Here is a 23713-nt window from a genome sequence, read left to right as displayed (position 1 = left end):
GACGATTATTTATTAAGATATTTATCCACGAACCAATGCAGTTCCAAACCCGAAATATTCCAGGCAACGATCTTCCCTTGTTGATCGATGACCACATTCTGAGGTGTATGTATGATCTTGTATGAGCTGTATACCGAATCACCAAATCCTTTCAGACTGGAGACATTTATCCAGGGTTGCTGATCGTCGGTAATTGCCTTTTTCCAGCTCTTTTCATTTTTATCCCAGGAAACAGCTATGATTTCCAATCCTTTGTTGTGAAATTCATTATACAAGGCGACAGTATATTCCTTAAACTCATTTCTGCATGGAATGCAACCGGAACCCCAAAAATCAAGGATAGTGAGTTTATTTTTAGCTGTTACATCTTTTAGTGATACAGATTTGCCCTCCGGCGTAAATGAAGTAAAATTGGGCGCTGGTTGCCCTTCGCATAAATACAACCTATTTTGCATGAGTTTTCCATAATAGCTGGTTTTAATATGCTCATCTAGTCTGTCATATAATAACGATACAATTGAATCATGTCCTACAGCGTCAAAACACTGCATAACATAATATGGAACTGCAGCCTGACCAGAAGAATTTTGAACCAGTCCACGTTTTACCTGGGCCAACTGCTCCAGTTTAAGCCGTTCAATTCCTGCCATAAAATCCTTATTATAGCCTAAAAGACCATTCAATTTTTGTAAAGTATCAGTCAACCGATCACGCAGCCCCTGTCGCCAAATGTCAAAGTAAGGGAACAATTTTTTCCTTTCCTCATTGGATCGACTGCCCTCAATAATTATTGACTGAGACGGCAGAATCTTTGCTCTAACTCTGCCGTGGATAACGATATTTTCATTATCCATTAAAAATGGAGGGAAAGGCTGCTTCATATCAGCGTTAGTACGGGAAAATTCTAATTCAGCCAATCTGGGACCATCAGGAAGATATCCGCGAATGGTAAATTTTCCATTTTTGACCAAAGCCGAGGCAACCGGTTTGGTCCAGCCGTTGCCCCAAATCGGCCATGTATCCTCAAACGTTAATTTGACCGTTTCCCCTTCTTTCAGCCCCTTTATTTTTCCGGTAATGGTAAAGCCGTGCTTTTCTTGTGCCCATCCTATTGAGGCAAAAAATTGATTGAATACAAGACACAGCAGTATTATAATTTTTATATTATTCATGTTTTTGATTTCTAATTCATATTTCAATAGCCTGGATTCTGTCTTAAATTGGGATCCGTTATTAATTCAGTTTTGGGAATTGGGTATAAAAGAGAATTGGATGACCAAGGTTGCTTCAAAGGAATTGCACCTAATACTGTGTTGGCCTGACCTGTTCTTTTCAGATCGAACCAGCGGTGCCCCCATTCTGCAAAAAGTTCAACCTGGCGCTCATGATAAATTGCATTCAATATTGAAGTCTTATCAGTTGTACCTGAATAGCTCGTAAGACCCGCCCTGTTCCTTATCGAATTCAAATCATCCAATGCGTTATTTTCTCCCAACTGCACTCTGGCTTCAGCCCTTATCAGGTACTGTTCTGCCTGGCGCAGCATCATGTAGTACTGAGGAATGTTACCACCCGGTTGAATATTGCTGGGAGCTAAGGTATATTTGTAAGGGAAATAATAAGTTGAACCACCATAATTAGTGCTGTCCACCCATATTTTTCTTCTTAAGTCCCCAGTCTCAAAGGAATTCAGCAATGAATTCGTAAGAATATATATAGGAGCAGTGTTGCTGTCATAAGGAATAAAAGTCTGCGCATCGACAGTCCCATTATATGGGGAAGCAATATTATTTTGTTTTAATTGCCAAATTGCTTCTTTACTATTGGTATTGAAAACATTTCCGACCATAGGTTCTAAACTAAAAAGGGAACTATTATTGATTACTGCACTTGCTTGCAACTCAGCATCTGCCCAATCACCTTTAAAGAGATACACTCTGGCTAAAAGAGCCGTGGCAGCCCATTTATTGGGGCGGACTCTTTCTCCCAAACCTGCAGAATAATCATCCGGTAACGCAGTTTGTGCATCTTTAAGATCTTGAATAATTTGATTGTATATCTGGGCTTGAGGTGTACGGTACATCAAGGCGGTCCTATTAAAATCTACGGTTAGTGCTAACGGAACGTCGCCAAACATGTTCGTGAGATAGAAATAACAAAAGGCGCGAATGAATTTTGCTTCACCTGTCAATTCCTTTTTTACGTTATCATGAAGCGCACCTGAAGTAGAACTTGCTATGCCTTCAATAATCGCATTTGCCCCGTAAATATTAGAGTAAGCAGGGGTCCAAATGAAATTATTAACATATCCGTAACCAAATTTTGCAACTTGTATAGAGTTGGAATCAAAATATCCGTCATCTGCCGGGCCATAAAAATCGATAAGTTCATCGGCTGACAGTCCGGGATAAAGGGTTGTCGCTCCATTGCTAAAAACAATGCTCGTAGTCGGCGGGTTTATCATCTGGGTGTAAATCCCTGCTATCGCAGAATTAGCTTGGGCATCGGTTGCAAATACTTCTTTTGTTGTAATAGAATCGACAGGTTCAGGAACAGACACCATTTTTTTGCAAGCGGCAAAGATAAATGGGAGAATCGCAAAACTCCATTTTGTAATCCTCAACCAGTTCTTAATTTCTTTATGTGATTTCATAATGCGTTTTTTAGAAGTTACAATTAATGCCTATCACGATAGTTTTCGCTGGGGGCAATCCGCCAAAATTCTGTACATCAGGATCAATGCCCTTGTATTTGGTAATGGTAAACAGATTATTCGTATGCAAGAATATGTTTAGGCCTGTCAATCCCAATTTTTTGCCAATTACGTCTGGCAGGTTATAAGAGACCGACAGGTTGGAAACTCGTATAAAAGAGGCATCTGTATATATACCGTCTGAACTACCAAGATAACTGTCTGATGTTGCGGATATGGTAGTCAATCTGGCGACACCGGTAATATCGCCAGGCTTTTGCCAACTGTTTTGAAAAACATACACTGATTGATTATGCATTGAGCCCGGGAGTTGACTGGCTAAGAAAGCGTTAAGTCCGATCTGTTTTTTGAAATACAAGAGAAAACTCATATTCCACCTCTTATAGCTAAAACTATTGGTTAATCCTCCAGTAAACTTAGGGGTAAGAACGATAGGATACTGGTCATCATCACCAGTTCCTGGCGGAATAGAATAATCAAGTGTTATTAACCCGTCATGATTCCTATCTTTGTAGGTATACTGACCCGTCTGAGGATCAACTCCGGTCATATGCAAAGCCCAACTTATATTCAAAGGTTGTCCTATCCTGTATTGATTTGCATAAGGCGACAATGCCAAATTCGGATACGAAAGGAGCTTATTTTGGTTGAACCCGGTATTAAAATTCATTGACCAGTGGAAATTCTTCGCATCAATAATGTTTGCAGATACCAAAAATTCCCAACCCGTATTTTCCACATTAGCAGGGGAATTAGCAATCACGCTAGTAAAGCCAGTAAATTCGGCAGTGGGGAAATTCACCAGTTGATTATCACAACGATCACGATAGTAGGCAATATTTAGGTTGATCCTGTCTTTTAAAAACCCCAAGTCGAGCGCCCCTTCTAATTTTCGGTTAACCTGCCAATGATAGTCAGTGTTAGCATGTTGTAAAGGTACCAAAGGAGAAACCCCATTATAGGTATACAGGTTATTACCTGACCAGCGGCTAAGATACGCATAGCTATTCCCTATATCCCCGCCGGTGGTACCGTAACTGCCGCGTAACTTAAAAAAACTGATAAAAGAAGGCAGAAATCTTTTTATGAAACCCTCTTCGCTGAGTATCCAAGCGGCTCCTAAAGACCCGAAATTACCAAATTGATTGCCGGGGCCAAAACTTGAAGCTCCATCTCTCCTTGCATTAAGGTTCAAAATATATTTATTATCCCAATTGTAACCGAGCCGACCAAAGGCTGCTACATACTTGTATTCTCCATAATTATCATTTGAAATCACATGTGGAGCATTGGTAATTGTTCTTAACAATGCATCATTTGTGTAACCTATTCCATTCACTTGAAGTCCATCCGTGGTGTTTTTTTGATAGGATCCTCCAAGAAGGATATTTAGTTTACCCCTGCCAATAATACCGTTATATTCCAACTGGGGTTCAACAATCAAGTTATGGTTGCTATTATTTCCAAAACTGGACGATCCTGTTGGATTACTGGCAGGATCTAGTGAAGCTATTGGAATAAAGGAAGTCTGGGTAGCCTGTGCATTATTATATCCCATACTTGTCCGTATCACAAATCCTTTCAAGATATTGTAGTTTAATGTCAAATTTGTAGTAAGAAAATTGGTTTTGCTATCATAGGGTTGCAATAGATTCCCAAATGGGAAAGAGCCGACTTTAGCATCCCATTCGGCGTAATTGAGATTGCCACTACCGTCGTAAACTGACGGCGCGTCAGGAGGTAAGATAGCCGCACCGTTAGGGATACTTATCATATTTACGTTTGAATAGGAATAATTAGTGGTAAAGGACACTGAGAATTTTTGATTGCGGGTATGATGCGAGAGGTTAAAAGAAACACTGGTATTCTCATTTGCACCACTAGTGGTGGTAATCTCAGTCACCCGATGATAACCTGCCGCAATCCGGAAGACGGTTAAGGCGTCCCCGCCAGAAAGACTGGTCTGCACATCCGTCGATTTCCCTGTATTCCCCCATAAAAATTTTTGCCAGTCAGTATAACGGTTGGTATCCCATACAAGCAAGTCTGGGGCATTTCCGACTGTTGGTGTAACCCCATCGTTCTTAAATGCTTCTTGGCGCATTTGAAGATATTGCTGTGTATTCAGCATATCCCAATGCCGAGTCACTTCACTTAAACCTTCTGTTGCATTCACACTAAACTGGGTCTTACCAGCTTTACCCTTTTTGGTAGTTATAAGAATTACTCCATTTGCTGCTCGAGAACCATATATTGCCGTGGCGTCGCCATCTTTTAATACTTCAATGGACTCAATATCCGCTGGCTCTAAACTGAACAGGGCACTTTGACCACCTGCTGGACCGGCCATGCCATTTTGAATAAACCCAGAAGAGCCGGAACCATAAAAAGACCCTCCGACGTTCACCACAGTTAAAGGCACCCCATCAATAATATAGAGCGGGTCGGAAATAGTATTATTAGTAATGGAGTTTCTTCCTCTCAACTCTACTTTTACCGGTCCGCTGAGGTAGCCGCTATTCGTTGTAATTTCCAAACCGGGTACCTGTCCTTGCAATGCCAATAAAGGGTTCATTATTGGTTGCTTTCCTATTTCTTCCGCTGTTACACGCGCTATATTTCCTGTGGCTAAACGCTGCGTAGTCTGCCCATAAGCCCGTACTACTACCTGGTCGAGCTTATTGCTTGTTTCTTCCAGTGTCACTTTAAAAACAGTCTCATTGCCTACCCGAACTGATAGGGAACTGTAGCCTATGAAACTAAAGATCAGGGTATCAGTGCTGCTCACCCCGCGTACTGTAAAACTACCATTTGCATCGGCTAACGTCCCGCTTTTAGTACGTTTAATAGTTACTGTCGCACCAGCCAAAGGTTCCCCTGCCTTATTGGAAATACGTCCCGTCACATCTTTTGACTGTTGCGGCTTTTCTTGAACCAGGGGCGGGATTTCTCTTTTTTTTATTCCAATAGTATTTCCCGCAATGGTGTAGACCAATGGTTGTCCTTTAAAACATAAATCTAATACGTCGCGGAGGTCAGCATTCTTAACATTTATGCTAACCCTTGATGTACCATTCAGCACGTTACTTTCATAAAAGAAAATGTAACCTGTTTGCCTTTTGATGTCATTGAACACCTGTTCCAAAGGTGCGTCCTTTACATCCAAGGTGACTTTTTGTGCCAAAACCCTTGCGGAAACCTGGAGACATGCTACCGTAATAAGAATAATAACAAGTTTCATGACAAGAAGGACTTTGAATAATCGCCCCCGTTTTTTACGCACAGGGTTGAAGAGCGTATAAAAATTCATACTTTTGGTTGTTTGGGTTAATAGAGATAATCTGTCGCAAGATTTTTTATCCTCGCACGCCATCGAGCGGTCGAAGAAAGGTTAACCCAAGCATCTGCCGGTGGTGTTGGTAGCACTTCCGGCTTTTTTTATGGGATCACCCATTGAGCGAATCTTTATTTCACCATAGGCCTCTTTAGTTTAATCATACATAGTTTAAATCCTATTAAGGTTTTATCGTTATTTTCTTGCCTTCCACCGTAAAATGGATGTTATTAAATTCCAATATTTTCAGTAAATCAGAGAGGTTAGCATTTCTTGAAATACCGCCCATAAATTTCCGATCGGGTATATCGCCCTGGTATTGAACATCTACGTCATACCAACGTGAAACCTCGCGCATGATCTCATGTATATCGCCATTTTTGAAGGACGTTTGCCCTTTTTTCCAGGCTATAATGTCTTCAACATCCGCTGTTCGAACATCCAGTGTGTTTTTCTTTATATCTACCAAAGCCTCTTGGCCTGGAACGAGTACAATGGACTTCTGTTGCCGCATGACCCTAACACTACCATTGACCAGGGTTGTGCTGATATACATCTCATCGTCATAGGCATTGATGTTAAATTCAGTTCCGATGTCTTCTATTGTCTGGCCTTTAACCATAACCTTAAACGGCTTACCGGCATCATGTGCAACCTCGAAATAGACCTGCCCGGTAATCTCGACGATTCTTTCCTTACCATTAAAAGTCACCGGGTATTTTATAGAGGAAGCGGCGTCCAGAATGGCAACAGTTCCATCAGCCATCTTCAATGGGTAATAGCCGCCCCTTTGGGTTGTGATGGTATTATAGGTGTCGTTGGTTGGGGTCGCCGAGTTTTGGCCGTTGTAAATAACCTGACCGTCTGCGGCTTTAATAACCGTTGCACCGTCTTGCTTGGCTAACGTGCCAACAGGTGCTTCATTCAATGCAATTTGTTTGCCGTCCGCCAGCTTAAGTATAGCCTTTTGACTTCCGGGTTTGATATTTACCGCTTCTGCCTTTGTAAGCTGTTCAGGGGCTTGTTTTTTGTGCAAAACGAAATAGCCTCCCACGGATATAGCAAGAATAATGGACGCAGCAGCGGCGATGCGTGGCCACAGGCGAATTTTCTTGTCAGGATATAACGGAACGATCTGCTCGTCTTTTCTTTCATCGATTTGGTCAAGGCCGCGCTCGATGCTGGCAATTAAAGCAGGATCAATATCATCGTAAAGTTCGGCCGCGTTAGCTAACTGTTCCCAATGACCAATCATCTGCTCGTATTCTTCCCGGCTGCAATGCTCCGCCCAATGAACAAAAGCCTGGTATTCTTCATTGGTATAATTACCTGAAGCCAGTTTTTCTAAAAATTCCCGGATTTCCTGCTCGTTCATTTTTATCCCCGTTTATAGTAAAGACAGGAAGTGCAAGCAAAGAGATACCCCGTTTTGAAAAAATATTTTTGCGGTTTATTTGATGAATAATGCGCCTGCGGCAATGGCGATAGAAGTGGTTAGACCCGCATGTAATTGCAGGTATTCCTTGACATAGGAATTAGCCGCATAAAACTGCTTTTTGACCATTGACTTGGAAATATTCAATTCTTCAGCAATCTGATCATAGGAGAGGTCCTGTTGTGTACTCATTTCAAATACCTGGCGGCGTTTGGGTGGAAGGGAGCTGAGGGCTTTTTGAACGACCTCATTGTATTGCTTGTAAATATACTGATCTTCCGCAGTGCAGCCACTTGTCTCATCTTGTTGCCCGATATAATCGGCGGCTTTTTGCCTGACCTTTTGATGGTCATAGTGATTCATCAGCTTGTTGCGGGCAATGCGGAACAGGTAACTGTTAAGCGTTTTGACGGTAGAAAGATCCTCTTTCTTTTCCCAAAGCTTTAAAAAGATATCTTGAAGAATCTCCTCAGTTTCTTCTTTTGAGCGGATAATCCCATAAAGATATTTATATAGTCGGGGAAGATAGTATTGGTAAAGCACTGCATAGGCTTCCCTGCCGCCCTGGGCAGCTTGTAGTAGCAGTTGAGGCTCTGCCTCGGGGGAATATGTAGCCTTCGGTTCCATCACTTTGCTCAGCGTATAGCTGTATCAAATTTAACGAATTTAATACGAACATAAAGGTTTGCTAATTAAATTGGTATGAAACAGGAAAAGAATTTTGTAGACGGACTAACCGTGACTATCCATTTTATCAATTCTTATACTCATTGGCAACTTGTTTATTCAGACAGCCGTTTTTCAGTATTTATTAGAAATTACTATCTTGCCGTTTACTATTTGGTTGATACTCTATCAGCCATTTGTGATAAGGTTTAGGTTGAAAGCCCCCAACAGCGAGTGTCAGGGGCTTTCGTTTTTCGGCTTTCACCGTGTCTGTCACGATCAGTTAATGATTTTTAGTTCTTTGATAAAATCCTTGATATTTAAAAATTTTATATCTGTATATAAATCCTCCTTCTTTTGAATTTGTTGCAAAGTATCGACTCTTGACTTATCGGTAACCACGACGGAACAATATGGAAATAGCATGGCGTGGAAAATATCTCCTTCGTCTGAAGGCTTGACCATTTTCTTTGCTACTACATATTCATACCAGAAAAGGCAAGTTTGCAAAAATGTCCTCTGATCGTAGTTTATATGGTAGTCGCGTTAAAATAGAGGGGTAACGCGCTTCTTCGAAATTATAGATATCATTTTGATTTACGATCACAAAAGGATTAACAGACAACAATTGTATCGCACGATCGGTCCGGTCACCACTAATGATTACCGGACTGTGATATTCTATCAACTGAAATGATGAAATAACAAGGTGTAACTGATGGATTTCGAGATAGTCATTTAATTCCTTATAGTGATCTTTAGTAAGTTGCGATAAAGCAAATGTGTCCAAAAAGATAAATTGCATAATCGGATAAACATAGAGTAAAAATACCGTTAAAACACCCTATGATATTAAATGCGGATCTTCTTATTTTTATTTGATTTATAAACACCAGTTACGAACCTAAACTCACCGTTATTAATGAATATTGATGATTATAAATTATCCGGCAAAGGCGTTTACGCGATATTAAAAAAGAAAGGAGTTGAATTTTTATATCATGCTAATACCGTCCTGACCTGCCTGACATTTATAAAGGAAAAAGCTTTGTTATCGAGACACCAGGTTGAAAGTGATGGATTATTACAAAGCCCCCAAAAGTCCGATGCGGAGGACAAGAAATATGACGTATGGGACTGCGTATTTCTTGATGGCGTAGATCTTCATAAGAAGTATTCAAGGGCGAACAAATATGGGCCAGTGTTGTTCAGGCTAAAACTTGAGCTTCTTGCGTCCCAGACAGTACAGCATATACATGTAACAAAGACTAACCCCTGGTATTGGAATGATCGCTTACCTCCTGAAAAACGCTATTACCAGTCATTGGAAGAATTGGAAAATGATTATTTAACCGGGAAAAAGCTGGATTCCCAAATAATGTTTACAGTTAGAAACCCCGGCAGAGAAATAAAGCTTAATAAATTCCTGGACTCAATAGGGATTGATGAGCCGAAGATACCGGTAACAATTGGAAATGGGGATGAAGTGTATGTCGGTGATTATGCGAGAAATGCCATTAAGGATGCACTAAATAAAAATGGTCTCGGCCACATTAACGTATTGACAAGACATCAAAATACTATCTACTGGTGTGCCTGCGCAATTAATTATAATTATTTGAATTTATGGGACAAAACTGAGTTTAAACGCCGTTTCAGTACCCAATCTCTATAATCAGACAGTTTTTTCGGTTAGCCTAGAGCGGCAGTATCACAGATAAGGTCAATAAAATAGCTGCGCCAATGCAGGTTTTTCACAAGGGGCGAATTTTAAATGCTTATATCATATACGGTGCAGTTTCATTCTGTTTCTTAAAATACCGTGAAAACACGGTGTAAAATAATAATTTATTGTATATACATTAGTGCCAATTAGCTTATTCCTAAATGCTTAACACGCTGCGAGATCATGATAATTACCCTTCTCCAAATAAAGGAAAGTAAACTAGAAGAAATACCCTCAACATCACATTACAATGGGATCAATAGTACCGCTGATTTCGGTTTTTCGTGGTGCTCAAGTATTCAAAAGCCCTGCAACTGGATATTGAACCCATGACGTAATCACGGCGGTTCCTAAACCCTCTCATAATGAGCAATTTTGCCTCTCGTTCGTCGGATATTAGTAATAGTAGCTTTTTAATAACCGGAGGTGCTGGTTTCATCGGTTCAAATATTGTCAGGTATCTTATAAATAATAATGCGGGAATGGTCAGGGTTTTGGACAATTTCAGTACGGGTTATATCCAAAATATCAATGACTTTATCAAACTGCCAAATTTCGAATTAATAACTGGCGATATAAGGAATTTGAACATTTGTAAAAAAGCCATCGCAAATATTGACTATGTTTCGCATAATGCTGCACTAGGGTCTGTGCCGAGATCCTTTAAAAATCCAATCAAAACTACCTCAGTAAACGTGAACGGATTTTTAAATATACTGCTCACAGCTAATGATGCGCGCGTAAAAAAACTGGTTTATGCTTCGAGTTCAAGTGTTTATGGGAACTGTAAATCACGTAACAATTTTGAAAATGTTATCGATAAGCAAATATCGCCTTACGCATTAACAAAATATATTGACGAATTGTACGCTGAATTAGTCGCAGATATTTCTGAATTTGCTGCGATAGGTTTAAGATATTTTAATGTATTTGGCCCATATCAAAATAATCGAGGCATATATGTTACGGTAATCCCGCAGTTTATAAATGCAGCATTGGCTAATAAAAGGCCTATTGTTTATGGCAACGGAGGAATAAGCCGAGATTTTACATACATTGAAAATGTTGTTCAAGCAAATATTAAAGGTTTATTGAGTGGAGAGAATGTAAAACATGAAGTTTTGAATATAGCTTGCGGAGAGAGTACTACCCTAAATGAACTGTGGCAAATTGTGAAAAACATCAATAATGCCGGAACGAGTCCCATTTACAAAGCTGCAAGAAAAGGGGATATTGAACACAACCATGCAAGTATTGAAAAAGCGAGTATATTGATTGGATACAAGCCCGATATTTTTATAAAAGAAGGCTTAGTTATAACAAATGACTGGTTTAGGCTTAATCGTAATTGGGGCAAAAAATAGCCTATAGTAAAACCTCGAAGGTAATCTTTTCCACAGGACAACAGATGAATATACCTTCCTCAATTATCTGTAAAGACTTTTTTTAAAAGAATTTTGACTCTCTGTTTAGATGTTAAAAACTAATCAAAAACCCATCTCAAGTTGAATATTATATTAGCCCATTCTGAATTTGAATGACTAATAATTTACCATTCGTTAATAAAATCATCCAAAGATTAACCAAATCGGGTATATCAACAATTTTATTCGGTGGGTGGGCGCAGGAATTGACCAGAATGATTTCCCCAAAAAGTCATAAAGACATCGACCTGCTATTCATTAACAAAGATTTCAGGCTTGTTGACAAATTTATAAACGAAAATAGCGACATTCTTGAAATTACCACAAAGCGTTATCTACATAAAAGGGCCTTTATGTTGGACGGAGTGATGATAGAAATAATATTAATCCAGCAAGAGAAAAAAGAATTTGTAAGCTGGTTTTGGGGCGAATATAAATTAACATGGCCAGCGATTAAACCGATATGCTATACAACAGATACAAAACAGATAGTTCGAGTTGCGTCCCCTGATGTACTGCGATTTTACACTGATAATTATCAAAACATTAACAAGCTGCGACAAAAAATACTTAGAGCTGCCTGATAATATTAAATTTATTAATAAATTTAATATGTGTACCCTGACCTGACTTGTCATCCTCAATATTTCTATGCCCAAAACCCGGAGACATTTAAGCGGGCTAGATTAAGCTATTACACCAGCAAAAAAAAAATAGATCAAAGTTTCGTCCGAAAATTATTCCTTGATGAATACAGATCGCGTTTTCTGGATCAGTATTTTCATAAACTGAATTTAGAAAAACTAAAGAATATAAAAGCTGATATTATAATAATTACCGCCACTTTTAACCGTGCCCATACAATTGAAAAACTATTTTTAAGTATTATAAATCAAAAATTTCCTGGTAATATTTGTTGGATCATTATTGACAATGGGTCAACGGACGCCACGGCCCAACTATTAGCGAGTTATCAAACAGATTTAAATATAATCTATTTAAAATATTCTGCGCCTTTTGGATACGCCTCTCCCAGCAGGAACCGGGGTCTTGCCTTTGCTTACGCATTTCTAAAAAAGCAAACGGGATTAAAATATTATTGGGTAATTGACTCGGATGATTATATTCATAATGAGTATGTTTTAAAAAATCTCTATACTATTTCGAGAAGGCATAGGTCTGTAATTACCCATGGATTTGCGGTTACAAATTACGAAGACAACAATGGGATAATAATAACTCAAAATACTATTCCCAGAGAAATCAATAGCGCTTTTCCGATGGTACCTACATTAAAGGATGAATTTGAAACAGGCCCGCAAAATTTGGCAGCAATTGTCGATTGCAACTTTCTACCCTATTTTTATTACCCTGATGAGTTTACAATGGAGGATGACGCGTTAAACCAAAGGATAATGGCTTATTGCTTTAAGCGTAAATTAAAGATCATCGCTTTGGACACGCCGTGTTTAGTGAAAACATTTCATTTGAACAGTATGTCCGGCTCTAATAATACCATCGGCAACCAAGATCTGATGATGGGCGTCGGTCCAATGACTGTTAAAGGTGTACGGGCGCAAGTTGTTATTGGACTTTTGCACCTCCGGGATTATTTTACGAGACAATCTGTATGAGGTATGTTCGAGTCAATTTATCATATTTCGGATGAACCGGTTTTAACCGTCGTAATTTCAACTTTTAACAGGCGCGATCGTCTTATGATTTGCCTGCAATGCTTGTATTCCTCTATTCTGTTTTTCGATGAGAGTGTACAAATTATAGTCATGGATAGTTCTCCTGACAACAGTACAAAAAACCTGCTGGTAAAATTTGTTGAAAGCAAAAAGCAATTATTCAATCTGCTATATGCACATTGCCCTTCTAAAAATCAATCACAGCTTAGAAATCTTTCCGTTGCGGCGATCCCGGAAACGGTGAAATCGGTGATGCTTCTTGACTCCGATATTTATATCAATAAACAAACGCTGGTTGAATGCCACGAGGCCTTGACTCGCAATAAAAACATCGGAGCGCTGGCCCCTCCGTTATTTTCTTATTTTGGAGGTAAGCATGCTGCTTGCCTTGCGAAAGCAAACAAATATCTGGACTCGGGCTCAGACCTAATTATTATGCCTGACAAGGGAGATTATAATAATAATCAGTATCGCAACGGCTTATTGGTAACAAAGCTTTTAAGAGGCGCTTTCTTTCTTAAAAAATCCATGTTGTATAGGAATTTTCCATACCAACCTTGGCTTGAAAGTTTTACTGTTTGGGAAAATGTTCCATTTTTTCTAACCATGTCGGAACTCAAAATATCGTTTGGTTACCTGATTGGAAAATCTACGGCTGCATTGCACGATGAAAGACCTCATAAAGACACGATCAGATTTTCATTAAAAAGTTGGCACGCTGAAACGATCAAATCAATTATTCTACTTCTTTATAGAAACAAACTTTACTTAAAATCGCAGCAAAGGCTCAATAGCAGATTCCTGGGTATTGCAACAGAAATCATAAAAAACCACCAAGTAGAACAGTTAACGAAACCCAGTCTTTCCTTAGTGGCTGCAAGGTATTTGAGTCTACCCGAGGGCATTGGAAAAAAAAAGCTTTTAAGCCTCACTAAAAACAAGATGGATATCAACTTTAAAGAAGCGCTCATTCTCTTAACGTCATTAAATTGGAATGATTTAAAAAGAGTTAAAAGCGAAAGTGTTCATGTTAAAATGTAGATTTTGCTATGAAAATCCTTTTTGCTACCGGTAGATCGTTATATCCATTTTTTCGTGGAGGGGATGGAACAACTGCGGCCCAAATGTTGTCGGGACTAAAAAGATATGGACTTGAATGCAAAGCTGTCGGTAAATTAGATCCTGAATTAGGCAGAAAAACACTTAAAGAAATTGAATCCAACTTAAAATTACACGACCATCCATACACGAAATCTGTCAACGAGATAGTTTTCGAAACGGAATTTGATAATCATTTGATAAAATCTGATTTCTTCGAAAATTATCTAAGCAGAATAATTAGAGATTACACGCCTGACTTTGTTATAACACAACAAGAAGATTCTGAAAAAATAATACGACTTGTAAAAAAATATGCGATTAGGTGCATCTTATATATTCATGATTGCGCAATTGAAAATTTTAAGTCTTTAGAGGAAAGTCCGGGATACATTTTCTACAATTCCAGCTTTGTATCTGACTATTTTAAAGCCCGCTATAACATTCCTTCACAAGTGATCTATCCGGTGGTAGATGAAGTTATTTACAAATCTAACAAGGTTAATCCAGTGTACGTGACTATGGTTAATCCTACGGTTGAAAAAGGCTCGGATATACTCTTGGAATGTTGTCAAAAACTCCCTTCGATACCTTTTCAAGTGGTCAACGGGTGGCGAAGCGATAGTAGTTTATTAACTAGGCTTCAAAATGTCAAAATTTTGCCTTTTGGTACAGAAATGAAGAGGGTATATGCTGAAACAAAATTTGTGATTGCACCTTCACAATGGGATGAACCTTTCTGTAGAATACCCGTGGAGGCAGGATTATGTCATGTACCAACAATCGCCAGCGCAATTGGGGGGCTATTTGAGTCTGTATCCAACGGAGGAATCTTAATTAAAAAACATACAGATAAAGAAAGATGGCTTAAAGAAATTTCTGATCTATACCACAATAGACGGAGAATTGATATATTAGGAAATCTCGCTGAAATTAACTCACAGAAATTTAGGCTCAAAGCGATTATACCTCAAATAATAGATCGATTAGCCTTATTGAATTCAAATGAGAAACAGCATGAATAAATTGGTCAAATATGTTTGCGGGACAAGAACTAAAATCATTATAGCTTTCATAGTTGTTGCTCTGTTTATTTACATCTTTTTTTTACTAATTTTTGCTTCGCTGTACTTTTATACTAATAGTTTATGCTCAACTCAAAATAAACCCGCGACTAGCATTAGCTTTTTTGATTGTCTTTATTTTAGCCTTGTTTCTTTTCATACAATTGGATATGGTGATATCTTACCATGCCTACCCGTTGGCAAAACAATATTATTTTTCCAATCGATAACATCTACGATATATACCAGTATTTATTCGGGGTTCTTAGTTTATCTTTTCATTAAACGCCCCCAAAATGTGTTCACTTCAGAAGATTGTTTCATAAGATTCATTTATGACAAGTTTTGGTTTTCTATAAGGGTTGGAAACAGAGGTGCCGAAGTCATCAATTGCAAGGCATCCATCGAGTTATTAAACCCCGATGATCGACACCGCGACAAAATTTTTATTCAAGTAGCTGAGAATCTTACTTTATTAGTGAAGACATGGTACGTTGATATTGACTTAACAAAAAAAATCAATTTACGCTTGCTTAGAAAATTGCAGGATGTTATCAATAATGATGAAGAAATTTTAATTCGCTTTTTATTTACGGGAATTGATCAAAGGAACGGTACCCCGGTTACTTTTCTGAAATGCTTTTCGTCAAAAAACTTAAAATTTGGTCATTGGTTTAATCCAGTTAATGCTAAGAATAGGGGTAGAAATACCTTTAACTTTAAATGGAGAAATTTCAATAGCATCGAACCTATGGATTTTGAAAAAGTAAATGAATTCAAAACGCTTTGAACAATACATTTTTCATTTGACCCGATTGAATATTGCGCTGTCGCAAATGCATTGTTTTTAGAGATTATCGTTTGGCATTATCGGCTGTTGACTTTGTCAGGAAGTCGGCTAGGCTAATTTCAATTCCTCCAAAATCAATCCCTCAATATTCATTTTGATTCTTAAATAATTAGCCCATACCATATCATGGGTCACAGATCTCAATACTGGTAAATCCCGATACTTCGCTTCTTCTTTTTGGATAGCTTCATGATCGTTAACGATTTCCACGTGAAAAGCCTTTAAGGTGATTTTCTGATCAGGATTATCCGCCACGATTCCGACAAACTCTCCTGATGATAAGGAAGCAATTGTCGATAGAGGTATAGCCGCATCCAGTTGCCCCGAATAATTCACTGACGTGTCGCTGCTGTTGATAGATGTGCTTTGCCGGTCCTGTATGATCCTGCCGAAACTCTCGGATAATGCCTTGGCGGTTTCGCCGGCAACCTGCCCGCTGATAATATTACCGGGTAAATTCATGACCACATCAGCCTGCTCTTTGCCATAGTCGCGTTTTAGCTGGCTGTAATCCTGCACCGCTAAAGTGGTCGCCACTTTATTGGAACGCGCCGTTGCCATCAGCGTATCAATGCCGTTAAAATAGATCGTCGGAAACTCGTCGAAGATCAGACTGGATTTTAGCTGACCCGGTTTATTGACCAGCTTAATCATTTTGGTAATATAAAGCGAAAGTACCGCGCCATAGACCTGTTGCTTTTGCGGGTTATTCCCCAGACTAATCAATTTGGGTTCTTGCGGGTTATTCAGGTCCAATGTAAAATCGTTGCCAGACAATATATAGTACAATTGCGGCGATGCTAATTTGGCCATCGCGATGCCTGCGCCTGAAATCTGTCCTTCCAGTTGATCCATCGCGTCGTTCTCGTAAGCGGAAATAAAAGGGTTGATGAGCGCGTCAATCTCTCTTTCCTTTTTCAATACTGCGAACAACTTGGCATATTCCACCTGCATCAGCTCCACCACATGCGGTAGCGTGCAATATTTACCGCCCTTATACTTTTTTAAATACCAGATCATCGCAGTGACATAAATGATCGGTGACTCCACGAAAAAGTCACCTTGTTTGCGTATCCACTCCCGGTTCAAGCCCATCATGATCGTCCTGGCGGCTTCCATGGCATCCGTAATATCTTCCATTGTACTTGGGTCCAGTGGATTGCAGCGGTGTGAACGGGAGAGGTCGTCAAAATTGATGACGTAAAATTGCGGTCTGATCTGATAACCTTTCGGGTGATTCAACAGGGTGTTATAAGCGATCCTGGTCAGGTCGGGGTATTTAAAATCATAAATGAACATGCTGAATCCCTTGCGGATATGCTGACTGATGACATGCCGGATCACAAAATAGGTTTTCCCCGCGCCCGGCGTGCCCAAAACTTCTGTACCCCTGAACGGGTTGATGATATTGATCCAGCTTTTGCGGATTTTCCCTTTTAAGCTGTATCGTGCCGGCAGGTTAATCGAATACTCATTTTCAAGCAGCCTTTCTTCCTGCGGGAAGGTCTCGTTCACTTTATTGAAAACATCCTGTTTAAATTTGAATTTCAGCAATCGCGAAATGAGCGTGCCGCCTGTGAGCATCAGGACATAACCCAGGCCGGTAACAGATATGTAAATGACAGCCCGAAATGTGACAGTACCTCGCAGCATAAGCAAAAGCCAACTGCCAAAGAATAGCAATAATCCCAGGCCGATGTAAGCCACTGCATTGCTCAACTTGATCTTTTCTTCCTTCCGCCCCCTGGTGCCGACCAATGACACTGCTAACAAGGCCAACGATATCGTTTTGGTTGTCGTGCCATTTTTAAAAACGGACATCTTAATAAAACTTTCTATAATATGATCCGCCAGCTGGGCAGTTAAATGCCATCCCTGAAATGCGGCGTAACATGTCAGATAAAAATGTATCACCAATATGAGCAGGCTTAACAGCCTGGTAAAATCAATAATGCGCCGCAGGCCATGTTCGTTTTCACCGGTTTGCATAGTTTAAAATCTTTGTTGTTGTCCCCTTTTCTTTTTGCGCTTCTGCTTTTTAGGCAACTGCCCGGGGACGTAGTTATCGAGCCGCCGGGATTGCAGTAAATCCTCCAATATTCGCTGATTAAGGTTAGTGTGTTCGCCCTGTTGAGTGATTGGTCCGGTTAACTGAGTTTGTCGATTTTGGTTCTGCATCACTTGTTGATGTTTCAATTGATCAATGGTAACGAGTCGTTCGGTGATCGCATTAGCTGCATAGGCTTTCCCCAAGTCGCTGCCATTGAATACCGATTTTTTATATTGATCGATATAAGTGATACCATAAATCTTGCCCTGCTGATTTTCCCGGAACAGAACTTTGATGTTTTCGTTCTTTAATAGATGCTCCAGGTCATTCCTGCTTAACTTTGGAGAGCTGTTTAATACTTTATCAATGCGTTCTTTAAGCATTTCTTTGTACAATTTGCGCCCTTGTTCATTTTTCAGGAATCGCTTTTCCAGGTTATTTAAGGTAGGCTTATTATAAATGGCACTGGCCTTGATCGATACACCGAGTTTTTTTCCCTGATCATCGACAGCACTATATACTAAGCCTTTACCCTGATACATCCGTGTGTGCTCATAGCCCCGGTCAGCTATGACATTGTATTGTTTTAATACCGCGTTGAATTCTGTTAAAGACGTGAAATTGTACTGGCGGACAATGGTGTTGACGATATTGGTAATCGCCCTTTTGGTTTCAGTCTGCCCGTATTGCAGCTTTTCAATCTGAAAAGGTTTGAGGCCTTGCATCTGCTTTTGGGAACGGCTTTCGGCCTGTATAAGGCCGTATTCTATCTCCAGTTCTTTTCTTGCCAGTTCTGACCGCCCCCTTCCGATATTATGCAGGCTGATCGCTTTACCGTTCTCCTGCACATTTGTCGTCAAGATGTGCACGTGAGGGTGCCCCGCATCCCGGTGTTCGTAAACCAGGTACGGTTGATTGCCGAAGCCGATCTTTTCCATATATCGACTGGCAATCTCAGCGAGTAGTGGTTTGTTTAATTTTTCGGATGGATCAAAGTTGAGCGAGATATGTACGGAATTCGTTTTTACCCTACTGTTCTTTTCCTGCAAGTTCTCCAGGCGGTTCAGCTTCTGGTAAAAACTTAGCTCTTCATGTTCAATGCCATAACTACCTGCCCCTATGCATTGCGCCTGGCTCTCCTTCACTTTGTTTTCGTTGTAGTTCAGGATACCCCGGATCGTCTTGCCGGTCGTTATTTTTGCAACCATTTTTTCGCGAGTTGGGAGATCATGGTTAAAAGCAGGCTGACTTTGGTATCCACCTGGCTGTAATATTGTGCGGCGCGTTTGATCTGGTACCAGCGCTGCCGTTCGCCGGTCATGCTATTAAAATTCCGGGTGACCTGATTGATGTTGACGCCTATGGCTTTCAGTTCTTTTTGTATGCTGATCAGGATTTCCATGGGCGCATCCATCGAAGCATCCTTGTTAAAAAAGATGATCTTCTCCAGGTTGATGATCCTACGAGCTACCTCGGGAATGGTCCGGCAATCGCTTTTTGACCTGATATTTTCGAGCTTATCGTAAGTGGCTTTTGTCACCCTGAGCATGATGATTTCGGTCAGCATTTCGTTCGGCTTAGCTGCTTTCTTCCTACCCATTCTTGGTTATTTTACCGGTTTGAAAAATGCGACTCTGGAGCATTTTGGCGGGTCCCGCAGGGCGAGATTATTTTTTGATGTAATCAAAAATACATCTCGCTAAACGCGCTGATGCGGCGTTTTGCGTCCTGGCGGACTTGCCTCTTGCCTTCGGTTGTCTTTGGTTAATTGTTTTATTATTTGATCCGCAGATATGGGTTTCGCAGTTTGATCTCCCATATCCATTCCTGCGCTTTGGTTTTCCAGTTGCGGATCAAACCGCCTTTTAGGCCCTGCCATTGCATCTCCTGATAGTGCTGATAAAACCGCCTTGCTTCGGTTTCAGGTAAACCAGCCTGGTCGAAAAAGATCAGCACATGTTCCCATACAGGCGGCACCTGGTCGCCTAAACCTGCTTGTTGGTGGCTGCCCATTAGCGTACTGCATGACCATGATTAACCTTGCGCTCTTCCATTACCTTCAGGATATCATCATAGTCGAAATAAAGCACCCCGCCGATTTTGGAATAGGGCAGGACGCCATTGATGCGCAAAGTCAATAACGTGGTGATTGATATGCCAAGGATCTTCCTGACTTCGTTGGTTTTGAGCCAGCGTTTGGTTGGCTGGCCAGCGCTTTCTCTGATTGTCCTTTTGACTTCGGATAGCAGGTCGTTTTTAAAATTGTCGAGGTCTTTGAGGGTAACTAACTGTTCGCCGAATAATTGTGTGTGGCCGCCGAGTTTTTGTTTATGTTCTGTTGCACTCATCTTGTTTGGGATTGATGGGGCAAAGGTGGGAGATTGAGAGATGGGGAATGTCCGACGGGGTTAGAGGTCGGAGAGAAATTGACGGAATAGTTGCATTAACATTTAACTTTTACCAGTTATCGCTATATTGCGACATCCGAAACCAACTCTAAACAATTGGCTATACCTTTATCAGAATTTGTAAAGTTTTTCCCGCTAAGAGCTAATAATCTAGCTTGGTTCTTCGGCGCGGGAAGTTCTGTTTCGGCAGGTGTTCCATCCGCCTATGACCTTATTTGGGATTTTAAAAGGCGAATTTATTGCGCTGAACAATCATACCCTTTATTGCTTTTTAGTAATTTAACTGACCCCGCCATACGGGAACAGATCCAGGCTTTTTTTGATGGGCAGGTAGAATGCCCGCCTGTAGACAGCGTAGAAGAATATTCCTATTATTTCGAGCGTGCTTTCGCCTCACCTGTGGATCGGAGTGAGTATATAGGACAGCAAACAAGTGGCATGCAGCTTACCTATGGCCATAAAGTTATTGGTATATTGATGAAACACCGTTTTATCAATATCATTTTCACAACCAATTTTGACAAAGCGTTTGAAAATACGGCTGCCGGCCAATTCAGCAAATTAGAAGATTGGTATGCTGCTGATATTGAAAGCGGAGAGAATGGAATGCGATTTCTTCAATCAGGGAAACGTCCGATTATAGTAAAGCTTCATGGGGATTATTTTTCTACTAAGCTTAAAAACACGTCCGAGGAACTCCAAACCCAAGATCAAAAATTGCGAGAGATTTTAGCTTTAACGATAAACACAAAAGGGTTATGTGTGATGGGTTATAGTGGAAGGGATTCATCTGTTATGGATGTTTTACATGAGGCGCTTAAAATTTCAAGCTCATTTCCAGGAGGGCTTTTTTGGTTCATCCGTGCAGGAAGTAAACCACTACCCGAAGTGGAAGCATTGATAAATGCCGCCATAGCCTGTAATAAACATGCAGAACTCGTTGAGATCGAAAACTTTGACACCGCTTGGGCAGATATCATAAAAGGGTTTGATACTATTGCATCTGAAGATCTTGGCCCACTAACCGTAACTCATCAATTGGTTAATCAACCATTGCCAATTCCAGGTAAGCGATACCCCCTCATCCGATTGAACGCACTGGAAATCACGCAGTATCCGGCGACGGCCCGACTGTATAGATGTGAAGCCGGAAACATGAAAGAAGTTAGGGAAGTTATTAAGAAGCAAAAAAGCAATTTGCTGGCTGTCAGAAAAAAAGCGGGTATAATCGGATTTGGGTCTGATGACGATTTTTTAAGCTGCTTTAAGCATTATGGGGACTTCGAAATGGATCTATACCAAATCACCTCAAAAGATTTGATGTATGATGATTCGTCAACAAAAGAATTGATGGTTACTGCATTGGCAAAAGCGATCATTAATAATAAACCCTTAAGATATTTAAGAAAAAGAGAGCGACAGTTAATTATACCCGATCCCAAAAAGATTAATGACGCAAATTTCATTCAGCTGAGCAAAGCCCTTGAAAGTTCAATTACCGGTTATATCCCTCGAACAAAATTATTGTGGACGGTCGCACTGGAGGTAAACATTCATTATCTACTAAACAAGCCGTTGCTGCAGTTGATGCCAACAATTATTGTCGCAAAGACTTCAGACGTAACTGAAAAAAAACTTGTTGCACCTTTTGTAAAAGAAGCGACGGCAAGGTGGTTCAATACTAAATTTGACACTATTTTAAACGGATGGCTCAAAATAATTTTTGGGGATGAAAAGGTTGTAAAAGTCAGCACATTTTCGTCCATGACACCAGGTGTTAACCCAACATTCGAGATAGCACAAACTACAGCATATTCAAGATCTTACTAATGGCAGAATTTCCAGGCTATCAGGTAATTCCTGAACCAAAATTGTCTTTTGAAGCATTTTCAGGTGGAATAGAAACCCATCCATTAAAGGGATTAAAAACGTTTGGTCCTTACTCATACAAATTAAATAACCTTCCCAAAATACGAGTTGCCGCCATCTATCCGGAGGGTACTTATCCAATCCTTGAAAACCTAGTACGCGAGCTTCACGGGAGCCACATGCCCCAGGAACGTAAAGCTTATCTCGAAGTCTTTGACGGAATTGAAAAGATTTTTAAAACAAAGGTCGAGCTGGCAGCGATGACTACCTGTATCGCCTTAAAAAAAGAGGATGCTTTTAAAGCGGGTATTGAACCCTATCTTTCATTAAGTGAAACAATCGGCAGGGCGATTAGAGAAATGGCTGGGCGAAAACTTGATTTCGATGTGTTAATGATATATCTTCCCGAAACGTGGTCGCCTGGGTTTGAAAATCTCGAAACCAGTTTTGACCTGCATGACTTCATCAAAGCAACAGCAGCGATGCAAAACATAGCTACTCAGGTTGTACGTGAAGGTAGTGCTATCAAATACAAATGCAGGTGCAGCGTTATGTGGCGCCTCTCCATTGCATTGTATGTAAAGGCCGGCGGGATACCTTGGAAACTTACTTCTTTAGATCAAAACTCCGCTTTTATTGGATTAAGCTATGCTATGCGAATGAATACCCATACCAGTAAATTCGAATATACCACTTGCTGCAGTCAAGTCTTTGACGGGGACGGAACCGGTCTCGAATTCATTGCATACGATGCCGCAGAAATCGAAAGTGTAAAGGGGGAAAATCCTTTCTTATCCCGGGCGGAAATGAGGCGATTGATGTCCAGAAGCCTTGAATTGTATCAAAGAAAACATGCGGGGAGACGTCCTTCTCGATTAATTGTACATAAAACATCACAATTCACTCAAAATGAGATCGACGGAGCATTTGATGCAATTCCCGGCAACATCAATCTTGAATTATTACAGGTAGTTCAAGATACCAATTGGCGTGGAATAAAATATATTGAAAAAGGGAAATTTAAGCAACCCGATATGTATCCATTAGACAGAGGCGCTTACTTACAGACCGGCGCTCAGGAAGTGCTGTTATGGACGCAAGGTAATATTCTGTTATCTGGCAAAAACTTTTTCAAGGAAGGGAAAAATATCCCATCGCCATTAATGATAAGACGATTTGCTGGAGAAGGTGGCTGGGACAGAAACTGTCAGGCTATTATGGGTTTAACCAAAATGAATTGGAACCATGATGCTATGTACGACAGGCTTCCCGTTACCCTGGGGTATGCGAAAGTACTTGCGACAACCATTAAAAGGATGAATCAATTGGTAAATAAGCCTTACGAATTCAAGTATTTTATGTAATCATAAAGCAGTTGTAGT

The 23713-nt window shown here is 40.3% G+C and carries 19 protein-coding genes and 1 pseudogene; 10 read left to right on the top strand and 10 right to left on the bottom strand.

Annotated elements, in window-relative coordinates:
- Positions 1-5 precede the first annotated feature (5 nt).
- The 5 genes from FRZ54_RS07495 to FRZ54_RS07475 all read right to left on the bottom strand — a co-directional run bounded on the left by FRZ54_RS07495 (position 6) and on the right by FRZ54_RS07475 (position 8109).
- Positions 6-1172 carry a TlpA disulfide reductase family protein gene (locus FRZ54_RS07495; protein ID WP_147031013.1) on the bottom strand — a complete coding sequence of 389 codons (1167 nt, stop codon included), beginning with the start codon at positions 1170-1172 and terminating at the stop codon, positions 6-8.
- Between the two features lie 23 nt (positions 1173-1195).
- Entirely contained in the window at positions 1196-2653 is a 1458-nt protein-coding gene (locus FRZ54_RS07490) for a RagB/SusD family nutrient uptake outer membrane protein (protein ID WP_147031012.1), read from the bottom strand.
- Between the two features lie 10 nt (positions 2654-2663).
- Positions 2664-6023: a SusC/RagA family TonB-linked outer membrane protein gene (locus FRZ54_RS07485; protein ID WP_187359781.1), complete on the bottom strand. Its 3360-nt coding sequence runs from the start codon at positions 6021-6023 to the stop codon at positions 2664-2666.
- 205 nt (positions 6024-6228) lie between these two features.
- Positions 6229-7422, bottom strand: a complete 1194-nt coding sequence (locus tag FRZ54_RS07480; RefSeq protein WP_147031010.1) for a FecR family protein — start codon at positions 7420-7422, stop codon at positions 6229-6231.
- Positions 7423-7497: 75 nt separating this feature from the next.
- Entirely contained in the window at positions 7498-8109 is a 612-nt protein-coding gene (locus tag FRZ54_RS07475; protein WP_147031009.1) for an RNA polymerase sigma factor, read from the bottom strand.
- 961 nt (positions 8110-9070) lie between these two features.
- Between FRZ54_RS07475 and FRZ54_RS07470 the strand changes: the two genes are divergently transcribed.
- The 8 genes and pseudogenes from FRZ54_RS07470 to FRZ54_RS24630 all read left to right on the top strand — a co-directional run bounded on the left by FRZ54_RS07470 (position 9071) and on the right by FRZ54_RS24630 (position 15944).
- Positions 9071-9823 carry a hypothetical protein gene (locus tag FRZ54_RS07470; RefSeq protein ID WP_147031008.1) on the top strand — a complete coding sequence of 251 codons (753 nt, stop codon included), beginning with the start codon at positions 9071-9073 and terminating at the stop codon, positions 9821-9823.
- Positions 9824-10239: 416 nt separating this feature from the next.
- A complete protein-coding gene (locus tag FRZ54_RS07465; protein ID WP_147031007.1) occupies positions 10240-11238 on the top strand; it encodes an NAD-dependent epimerase/dehydratase family protein in 999 nt (332 codons plus the stop codon).
- A gap of 173 nt (positions 11239-11411) precedes the next feature.
- Positions 11412-11882 (top strand): hypothetical protein, encoded by a 471-nt coding sequence (locus tag FRZ54_RS07460; protein ID WP_147031006.1) that lies wholly within the window; start codon positions 11412-11414, stop codon positions 11880-11882.
- A 30-nt stretch (positions 11883-11912) separates the two neighbouring features.
- Positions 11913-12932 carry a glycosyltransferase family A protein gene (locus FRZ54_RS07455; protein WP_147031005.1) on the top strand — a complete coding sequence of 340 codons (1020 nt, stop codon included), beginning with the start codon at positions 11913-11915 and terminating at the stop codon, positions 12930-12932.
- A 150-nt stretch (positions 12933-13082) separates the two neighbouring features.
- Positions 13083-14033 carry a hypothetical protein gene (locus FRZ54_RS07450; RefSeq protein WP_147031004.1) on the top strand — a complete coding sequence of 317 codons (951 nt, stop codon included), beginning with the start codon at positions 13083-13085 and terminating at the stop codon, positions 14031-14033.
- Positions 14034-14041: 8 nt separating this feature from the next.
- Positions 14042-15115: a glycosyltransferase family 4 protein gene (locus FRZ54_RS07445; protein WP_147031003.1), complete on the top strand. Its 1074-nt coding sequence runs from the start codon at positions 14042-14044 to the stop codon at positions 15113-15115.
- Positions 15096-15410 (top strand): annotated as a pseudogene (locus tag FRZ54_RS24955) (ion channel); the annotation flags it as partial. The gene FRZ54_RS07445 and the pseudogene FRZ54_RS24955, both read left to right, overlap by 20 nt.
- 42 nt (positions 15411-15452) lie before the next feature.
- Positions 15453-15944, top strand: a complete 492-nt coding sequence (locus tag FRZ54_RS24630) for a hypothetical protein (RefSeq protein WP_228462650.1) — start codon at positions 15453-15455, stop codon at positions 15942-15944.
- A 108-nt stretch (positions 15945-16052) separates the two neighbouring features.
- Here FRZ54_RS24630 and mobC (FRZ54_RS07435) read toward each other — a convergent pair whose 3' ends face one another.
- The 5 genes from mobC (FRZ54_RS07435) to FRZ54_RS07415 form a co-directional block, all read right to left on the bottom strand.
- Complete coding sequence (gene mobC, locus FRZ54_RS07435; protein ID WP_147031001.1) at positions 16053-17993, bottom strand: conjugal transfer protein MobC; 1941 nt, start codon at positions 17991-17993, stop codon at positions 16053-16055.
- Positions 17994-17996: 3 nt separating this feature from the next.
- Positions 17997-19262 carry a relaxase/mobilization nuclease domain-containing protein gene (locus FRZ54_RS07430; RefSeq protein WP_147031000.1) on the bottom strand — a complete coding sequence of 422 codons (1266 nt, stop codon included), beginning with the start codon at positions 19260-19262 and terminating at the stop codon, positions 17997-17999.
- Positions 19247-19654: a plasmid mobilization relaxosome protein MobC gene (gene mobC / locus FRZ54_RS07425; RefSeq protein WP_147030999.1), complete on the bottom strand. Its 408-nt coding sequence runs from the start codon at positions 19652-19654 to the stop codon at positions 19247-19249. The genes FRZ54_RS07430 and mobC (FRZ54_RS07425) overlap by 16 nt, the downstream gene beginning before the upstream one ends.
- Before the next feature lie 176 nt (positions 19655-19830).
- Complete coding sequence (locus FRZ54_RS07420) at positions 19831-20067, bottom strand: hypothetical protein (RefSeq protein WP_147030998.1); 237 nt, start codon at positions 20065-20067, stop codon at positions 19831-19833.
- Positions 20067-20402 carry a helix-turn-helix domain-containing protein gene (locus FRZ54_RS07415; protein ID WP_147030997.1) on the bottom strand — a complete coding sequence of 112 codons (336 nt, stop codon included), beginning with the start codon at positions 20400-20402 and terminating at the stop codon, positions 20067-20069. The genes FRZ54_RS07420 and FRZ54_RS07415 overlap by 1 nt, the downstream gene beginning before the upstream one ends.
- Positions 20403-20558: 156 nt before the next feature.
- Between FRZ54_RS07415 and FRZ54_RS07410 the strand changes: the two genes are divergently transcribed.
- Both FRZ54_RS07410 and FRZ54_RS07405 read left to right on the top strand, forming a co-directional pair.
- Entirely contained in the window at positions 20559-22292 is a 1734-nt protein-coding gene (locus FRZ54_RS07410) for an SIR2 family protein (protein ID WP_147030996.1), read from the top strand.
- On the top strand, positions 22292-23695 hold the full coding sequence (locus FRZ54_RS07405) for an argonaute/piwi family protein (RefSeq protein WP_147030995.1): 1404 nt from the start codon (positions 22292-22294) through the stop codon (positions 23693-23695). Before FRZ54_RS07410 ends, FRZ54_RS07405 begins: the two co-directional genes overlap by 1 nt.
- The last annotated feature ends 18 nt before the right edge of the window (positions 23696-23713 follow it).

The organism is Mucilaginibacter ginsenosidivorans, from assembly GCF_007971025.1.
Classification (GTDB): Bacteria; Bacteroidota; Bacteroidia; order Sphingobacteriales; family Sphingobacteriaceae; genus Mucilaginibacter; species Mucilaginibacter ginsenosidivorans.
This window is presented reverse-complemented; position numbering and strand designations above follow the sequence as displayed.

What these genes read in the sequence shown, in the direction of transcription:
- FRZ54_RS07470 (WP_147031008.1), top strand. Translation starts at nt 9,071, where the DNA reads ATGAATATTGATGATTATAAATTATCCGGCAAAGGCGTTTACGCGATA.
- FRZ54_RS07430 (WP_147031000.1), bottom strand. Translation starts at nt 19,262, where the DNA reads ATGGTTGCAAAAATAACGACCGGCAAGACGATCCGGGGTATCCTGAAC.
- FRZ54_RS07460 (WP_147031006.1), top strand. Translation starts at nt 11,412, where the DNA reads ATGACTAATAATTTACCATTCGTTAATAAAATCATCCAAAGATTAACC.
- FRZ54_RS07490 (WP_147031012.1), bottom strand. Translation starts at nt 2,653, where the DNA reads ATGAAATCACATAAAGAAATTAAGAACTGGTTGAGGATTACAAAATGG.
- FRZ54_RS07450 (WP_147031004.1), top strand. Translation starts at nt 13,083, where the DNA reads ATGGATAGTTCTCCTGACAACAGTACAAAAAACCTGCTGGTAAAATTT.
- mobC (WP_147030999.1), bottom strand. Translation starts at nt 19,654, where the DNA reads ATGGGTAGGAAGAAAGCAGCTAAGCCGAACGAAATGCTGACCGAAATC.
- FRZ54_RS07415 (WP_147030997.1), bottom strand. Translation starts at nt 20,402, where the DNA reads ATGAGTGCAACAGAACATAAACAAAAACTCGGCGGCCACACACAATTA.
- mobC (WP_147031001.1), bottom strand. Translation starts at nt 17,993, where the DNA reads ATGCAAACCGGTGAAAACGAACATGGCCTGCGGCGCATTATTGATTTT.
- FRZ54_RS07405 (WP_147030995.1), top strand. Translation starts at nt 22,292, where the DNA reads ATGGCAGAATTTCCAGGCTATCAGGTAATTCCTGAACCAAAATTGTCT.
- FRZ54_RS07445 (WP_147031003.1), top strand. Translation starts at nt 14,042, where the DNA reads ATGAAAATCCTTTTTGCTACCGGTAGATCGTTATATCCATTTTTTCGT.
- FRZ54_RS07495 (WP_147031013.1), bottom strand. Translation starts at nt 1,172, where the DNA reads ATGAATAATATAAAAATTATAATACTGCTGTGTCTTGTATTCAATCAA.
- FRZ54_RS07475 (WP_147031009.1), bottom strand. Translation starts at nt 8,109, where the DNA reads ATGGAACCGAAGGCTACATATTCCCCCGAGGCAGAGCCTCAACTGCTA.
- FRZ54_RS07480 (WP_147031010.1), bottom strand. Translation starts at nt 7,422, where the DNA reads ATGAACGAGCAGGAAATCCGGGAATTTTTAGAAAAACTGGCTTCAGGT.
- FRZ54_RS07485 (WP_187359781.1), bottom strand. Translation starts at nt 6,023, where the DNA reads ATGAATTTTTATACGCTCTTCAACCCTGTGCGTAAAAAACGGGGGCGA.
- FRZ54_RS07420 (WP_147030998.1), bottom strand. Translation starts at nt 20,067, where the DNA reads ATGGGCAGCCACCAACAAGCAGGTTTAGGCGACCAGGTGCCGCCTGTA.
- FRZ54_RS07465 (WP_147031007.1), top strand. Translation starts at nt 10,240, where the DNA reads ATGAGCAATTTTGCCTCTCGTTCGTCGGATATTAGTAATAGTAGCTTT.